The 6790-nt window shown below is 41.6% G+C and carries 4 protein-coding genes; all 4 read left to right on the top strand.

Annotated elements, in window-relative coordinates:
* Nucleotides 1-1998: type VI secretion system tip protein VgrG (locus ACQEXS_RS22050; protein ID WP_427015222.1), on the top strand; the 1998-nt coding region annotated here is incomplete at its 5' end.
* A complete protein-coding gene (locus ACQEXS_RS22045) occupies nt 1991-2872 on the top strand; it encodes a DUF4123 domain-containing protein (RefSeq protein ID WP_427010597.1) in 882 nt (293 codons plus the stop codon). The genes ACQEXS_RS22050 and ACQEXS_RS22045, both read left to right, overlap by 8 nt.
* On the top strand, nt 2869-6321 hold the full coding sequence (locus ACQEXS_RS22040) for a toxin VasX (RefSeq protein WP_427015221.1): 3453 nt from the start codon (nt 2869-2871) through the stop codon (nt 6319-6321). The genes ACQEXS_RS22045 and ACQEXS_RS22040 overlap by 4 nt, the downstream gene beginning before the upstream one ends.
* A partial coding sequence (locus ACQEXS_RS22035) for a hypothetical protein (RefSeq protein ID WP_427015220.1) occupies nt 6311-6790 on the top strand: 480 nt, incomplete at its 3' end. The genes ACQEXS_RS22040 and ACQEXS_RS22035, both read left to right, overlap by 11 nt.

Below are 6790 nucleotides of genomic sequence, written 5' to 3'. Positions count from 1 at the left end.
CGCTTGGATGATGGCAGCCTGTGTCACGGTTACCGATATGAACTGGCACTGGCTAGCCGTAAAGCCAACCTCACCGCTGACCAAGTGGTGGATAAGACCATTCAGTTGGAAATTGAACTCAACGGTCAAATTGTTCAACGGGTTCATGGTATTGCCCGTAACTTCACCAAGGGTGATACCGGCCATCATCACACCTTCTATGCCTTAACCTTAGTTCCTGCCCTTGAACGTTTATCCCTGCGCCATAACAGCCGTATCTTTCAGTTAAAAACCATCCCCGAAATCCTCTCTGTTCTGCTTCAGGAAATGGGGATTAACGACTATGCCTTTTCCTTAAAGCGTGACTGCGCTCAGCGTGAGTTCTGCGTTCAATACCGAGAAACCGATTTAGACTTTCTGCATCGCTTAGCGGCTGAAGAAGGTTTGGTGTATAGCTTTATCCATGAAGAGGGTAAACACACTCTGTTGTTTACCGACTCCAGTGAAAGCCTTCCTCAACTTGGTTTACCCATCCCTTATAACGTGTTAAGTGGCGGCGCTATTGATACGCCTTACATCTCTCAATTAGAAACCCACACTCAAACGGAAGTCAGTCATACCGCATTAAAAGACTACAGCTTTAAAAAGCCCGCTTATGGGTTTGAGCAACAAGCGCTTGGCACGGAGATGGCTTACCAACGTACTGACGTGTATGAACACTTTGATGCACCGGGACGCTTTAAAGACGATGACAATGGCAAAGCGTTTAACCAAATCCGCTTAGACTACCTCAGACGCAATGCCCATACCGCAACTGGGAAAAGTAACCACCCGCAGCTTCAGTCCGGTTACAAGTTTGACCTGCAAGAGCACCTTGATACGTCATTAAACCGAGATTGGTTAGTGGTTCAGGTTCACCATCAAGGCACCCAACATCAAGCTTTGGAAGAAGAAGGGGGCAACGGCACCACCACTTATACCAACCAGTTCAAACTGGTGCCCGCGAACATCACTTGGCAGGCTACCCCACAAAGTAAACCTCAGGTGGATGGCCCGATGATTGCCACTGTCGTGGGCCCTGAAGGGGAAGAAATCTTCTGTGATGAACATGGCCGAGTTAAAATCCACTTCCCTTGGGACCGATATTCGAATGGAGATGACAAGAGCTCGTGCTGGGTTCGCGTCTCACAAGGCTGGGCGGGCAGTCAATACGGCATGATGGCAATCCCTCGCATTGGTCATGAAGTCATTGTCTCATTCCTAAACGGTGACCCGGACCAGCCGATTATCACTGGCCGTACCTACCATGCGACCAACACCTCGCCTTACACACTGCCGGACAATAAAACCAAAACCGTGATACGCAGTGAAACCCACCAAGGCAGTGGTTTTAATGAAATCAGTTTTGAAGACCAAGCGGGTGTAGAGCAGGTTTACCTGCATGCTCAGAAAGACTTTGATGCAGAAATCAAGAATGACCACACCACACACATTAAGCACGATAAACACCTGACGGTAGAGAATGACAGCTTTACGCAGGTAAAAAATGATCAGCACGCCACGATTGGTGCTGAAAGCCGCAGCAAAGTCGGCGCAGATGCCACGGTAAACATCAATGGTTCACTGCATCAAAAAGTTGCAGCAACAACCGCAATAGATTCCAGTGAGGAAGTCCACCTAAAAGGTGGCAACAAAGTCGTGTTAGATGCAGGTAGTGAAATCACCATAAAAGCCGGCGGCGCTTTTGTGAGAGTTGATGCAGCAGGCGTACACCTTGTAGGCCCAGCCATCAACATGAACTCAGGCGGCAGCGCAGGCAGTGGCAGTGGTTACGGCGGCATAGAAGCAGCACTTCCAATGGGGTTAGAAGCGCTGGCTGCGCCAGAGGAGTTGTCTTTATCCGAAATATCAGCCAGTGAAGAGTCTATGAGCCCACTATTAAAAAGCCGTCAAATTTCTGCTCTTAAAGGTCCAGATCCTGTTTGCGAAGTATGTGAAGAAGAGCCTAACAATGAATGATCTACTTAGCACCTTTAATGGCTCAAATATGAGGTTTGATTTAGCAAAAAAAGAGCGGCTATATCTTGTAGTAGATGGCGCACAAGTTGATGAACTAGCAAGAGCTTTATATAGACTAGAAGGTCAAATCGAGCTTGAACCTATATATATGCAACCTCCGCATAATGAGTTACTTAGCGTTTCTCCCTACGTCATTGAAGCCACAAAATACGTCAAAGAGTGGTTTTTCAAATTAAACAAACCTCTGGCTGGTTACTTTATTTCATCAGTTAGCCCACTTGCAGAAATATGTGAGAATTTCAGGAACATCATCACCGCCGAATCACCTTATGGCAGTAGAATTTATATAAAAATGGCAAATGCTGAATGTGCATGGGTATTTTACTCAACTCAATCCCCTCAATTTTGGGTTCATACTGCTAAAGTATGGATAGCAACTCGTAGAGGGTGGCAATATCTGGAATCTCCCTTTTCTGAACTCCCTCCCTATGAAAAAGAGCTAAAAGTATCTGATGAGCAATGGCGTTTGCTCGGAGATATCTCTTGGGACAATACAATAGAAAAATTAGAAAACCACATGATGAAGTGGTTCTCTCATGAATTTGAACTCCATAAAAATTCTGAATCTTGGATTCGCTATCACGCAGATTCTGCCTACAGCCAAGGATTTACTACAGAACGCGATCTTCTTATGTATATCAATATTATCGGCTTCTTAGGTGAAGAAAACTTCTTAGACACCGCTCAACATCCCGATATACATGAGCTGTTAGAGCAACCTTCACTACAAACACCATCTCAAAGAGTAGAAGCAGCGGCCAACCTTGCTTACCAATACTCACAACAGCAATACGATCAGGAGAAACAAGTATGAGCAACCCAAATGATGACGCTAAAACTGGTCAGACAAAAGATGCTCAAGACCCTGCGGGTACTTGTCCTCTTAAGAAAAGTAAAATACAGCTAATTCCAACAAGATATGCATTAGTGGAATCAAAGCCCCTTCATAGTGCGATATCGAGCAAGTTAGCATCGAAGATTTCTTTTCGTCCTATTGGTATTCGCACAATCGATAGTGGTTACTTGTACGTCATTCATAGCAAACGCCAAGACATAATTTATGTATATAAAATCTTAGAGAATGGTGAAGTAATAAAGCTAGAACAGCAAAAGTTGGAATCTGATAAGTCAGGACAAGAATATGTTTACCTTGAATCAGAAAAAGGACTATTTGTTAACAGAAAAGGCAAACTAGAGGTTCTATATAGCCCAACTAAGATCTCCCCCAAACTTCAATCTCAATTACTGAACTCCAGCTCTTTACGTTCACAGATGATGCAAAGCTGTAGTTTAGGGACTTTTGACTGCACAAAAGGTTCCCAACATCTTTTGCCTACCAATGCACTAAAAGATAACTTGGCTGACTGTGAACCAAATCAAAGTGAATACGAAAGTGATTACCAATGGTGCTGGCTTAAAGAAAAGCCCACACAATATGACTCACAAAAATTACTGTCTCAAATTAATTATGAGTACAAAGAAGATTCTGCAATCTTACTGTTAGAAGATCCGATTGGTGTGATGACCGAACTATCAAGTTGTGGAATTAGCTTGAATAACATAGAAGCGGAATGGTTCAAGCAAGACAATAATCAAGCTAAATATTTTGCAGCATCTCAAATTAAACTGCTAATTGAAGTGGGTGAAAGGTATTTCAACGCGAATACTAACAATCAAAAGCTAAAGAGCTACATCACTTCTAATGAAAGTAAGCTGAAAAAACGGTTCCTGTCATATCAGCAAGCGAAAAGAGCTTATTGGGATTTTGCCACTGATCAACCTTATTACGTGTCCGCTGAGAAGCAAATAAATTCTGAGCAATTTATTAAATACCAGCAAGAAAGACTAGAAAACCATAAGTTGTCCCAAGACATTGGTATATCTCAGGAAGAGTTAGAATCTTTTTTCCATGATGTAAAGAGGCAAAATGATAAGGTTGTTGAAGGTGAATTTGGTGGTTTGTTAGGTGACAGGGGAATCTTAGCTCGTATCGAGCATGATGATATGGAAGAGTGGTATAAAGATGCTCAGCTCAAAATTGAGCGATGGCGTAACCACTCTGATGTGATTGAGAACGATCGTGTAGCGGTATTGCCTTTCGCCTACGATGTGATTCCTGTTTATGACAAAGAGAACAAAGATGCCTTTGTAGAACGATTGATACATGAAAACCATTGGTTGGAGATTCAGCCTGAAGAGCCAGAAAATCGAAGAAAAATACGTGATGTATATTTCGGTGGCTTAGGGGAGCAAAACTTACATGTATTTGTCAGTGATTATAAAGACCTTGGGACCATCGATAAGAAATATAGAGATATAAATGAATGGATACAGTATTTAGCGCCAATTAAAGGTGTAAAGGACAATGCAGAAAGCACCATAAACGGTTTATCTGGTTTAGAAGATTTTAAGGCTTTTCTTAAAGGTCAAAACCTTGTGGAAACTAATGAAATGCCAGAACCAGTTAAAGCCCAATTCGACCAATTGGGTTCTAAATTGTCTGGACTCGCTTTGGAAGAGCTAAATGAGCTTTCTCAAGCGATTACTAAGTCACAAGATAGAGCCAACTCTTTAATCCACCACGCAAGACCAGGCATCATTGCTACTCTGCTAGGGCATAAAAAAAACGCCAATATTCAACTTGATGTGGGGGACACATCAGGCTTTGAAAGCTTTAACAAGCAATTTTCTAAGTTAGAGGAGATACGATTACAAGCGGAAGATACTATCACCAAACGCAATCTCGTCGAAAGTACCTCAAAAGGCTTAACTACAGCTGAAAAAGATGCGTTGCGAGCAGATTATAATCGTCAGCTAAAAATATTAGGAGAAGATTCGCAGCAAGCCTTAATGATGTTAGCCGCAAACTCGGAACCTGTAGCCAAAGCAGGGCAACCACATTTGCCCTCACACATAACGATTAAAGCTTCAGGTGCTACGGCTGACGAAATTAATCAACTGTTGGCAACAAGGCAGAAAATTTTGACCAATGAACTTTTGTATGGCGTTTCTGAAGGAAAAGGTTTTAAAGGGGCGCTTGGCTCAGGAAGTGTAGCATTGGTCGTTTTTGCACTAAATGCTTGGAACTGGAGTAACACGCAACAAGTATTTTCGAAGAAGTCAGCGTTAAATTTTTTCGACAAAGTTGAATACATATCAGGATTTACAAGCTTTTTATCTTCGGCTATGTCACTAGCTGCTGAAGTTACAAAACTTAAATTTCAATTAAGTTGGATATCTAATACTGCTGAAAAAAGTGGTACGGCTTTGAGTAAGGTCATAACTATTAGTCCTATTGCTGTATCTTTTTTAGTATCTACATCTAGTATCGCAGATATGTCTAAGCAAGGAAAACGTTTATACCAAAGCTGGCGCAAAGGAGATTTAGCTTCTGCTATAGCGGCATCTGCTGTATTTATTGGAGATGGGATCCAAGCTAGTGGAAGCAGTTATGTAACTTTCCAAGGTGGTCGAATTGCACTATCAGTAGTTCAAAATAAAATTACCTGGGCAATGGCAGCTGAGAAAACATTTGGTGTAGTTGCGCGAGTTAACCCCTACTTATTTTTTGCTTCAGCCTTAATATTACTTGGCGAAGTTGGCTATAACTTCCTTCAGTCTACTCCATTAATGAATTGGGTAAGTCAATCATCATGGGGTAAAGACGGCATTTGGTTTTGGCACAAAAAACAACATTGGGATGATGGAATACAGTTCACCAAATGGTTAGAAGCAACTCAAATACCAGTCTTTCAAGTAAGCACTAACACCTATAAAGAAACACTGATGTCTGCAAGTGGCAATTGGGCAACTCAAGTAACAAAACATAGAGTATATACCTTACGTATAATCGTCCCAATGGCAACACCACAGCAGATAAAGTTAGCTGGGTATGTTAAGACATCATCCAACACAAGTTCGATTGATATAACAGAGACTTTAATTGGCAATAGTCAAATAACATATGATGGTATGAATACGCTATATGAATTCGATTGGCCTCAAGACTTTAAACGACAAGAAAATTTACGTTACCTCGAGCTTATGGTTGAAGTAACGTCACAATATGGTAACAAGCTATTTGCGGAGCAGGGTGGCGCACGTTTTACTCTCGATTTGGATAATCCTGCATCCAGCGATAATCAAGACTGGTATCAAGTTGACTTGCTCGAAGAAGATGATGAGCAATCTGTTAGCCGAAATAAAATGATCTCATCATTGAAAAAACTGATGGATAAAGTTGGGAGTAAAAATGAACAGTAATCCATTCCCTTTTGTTGCAGGTCAGCGTACTGATAAAGCTTTTGCCTCTAGTTATGTACTTAGCCCTTTCCCTATAAAAACCATGCTACCAAAATCTAGGCAATGTGATCAGTTAGTAAACAAGACTCAGCATTATATTGACATAGGCGGAGCCGGAGGCATGATTTTTCAAACCCAAATCATGTGGATGCTTTTTTTAATGGGTTTTAGTCTATTTTCTTTTTCTTATATCCTCTTCGACGGCTTTAGTGGTATATATGAAAGCTCTTTTAGAGAACTCCTCATAGAGAATAAGTGGGAGACACAGTTTCAGTTATTCGATTTTGCCTTTGCTATTTTTTTCATATTTGTTCCGTTGCTAATGGCTCTAGTTATTAATTATAAAATATCCAAATCAGCCCGTGAGACCCTATCTCAATCGTTACCATGTCGTTTTCATCGCCAGCGTCGTGAAGTGCTCTTTTCTCGC

The sequence above is a fragment of the Vibrio sp. TRT 17S01 genome (assembly GCF_050113695.1).
Lineage (GTDB): Bacteria > Pseudomonadota > Gammaproteobacteria > Enterobacterales > Vibrionaceae > Vibrio.
This window is presented reverse-complemented; position numbering and strand designations above follow the sequence as displayed.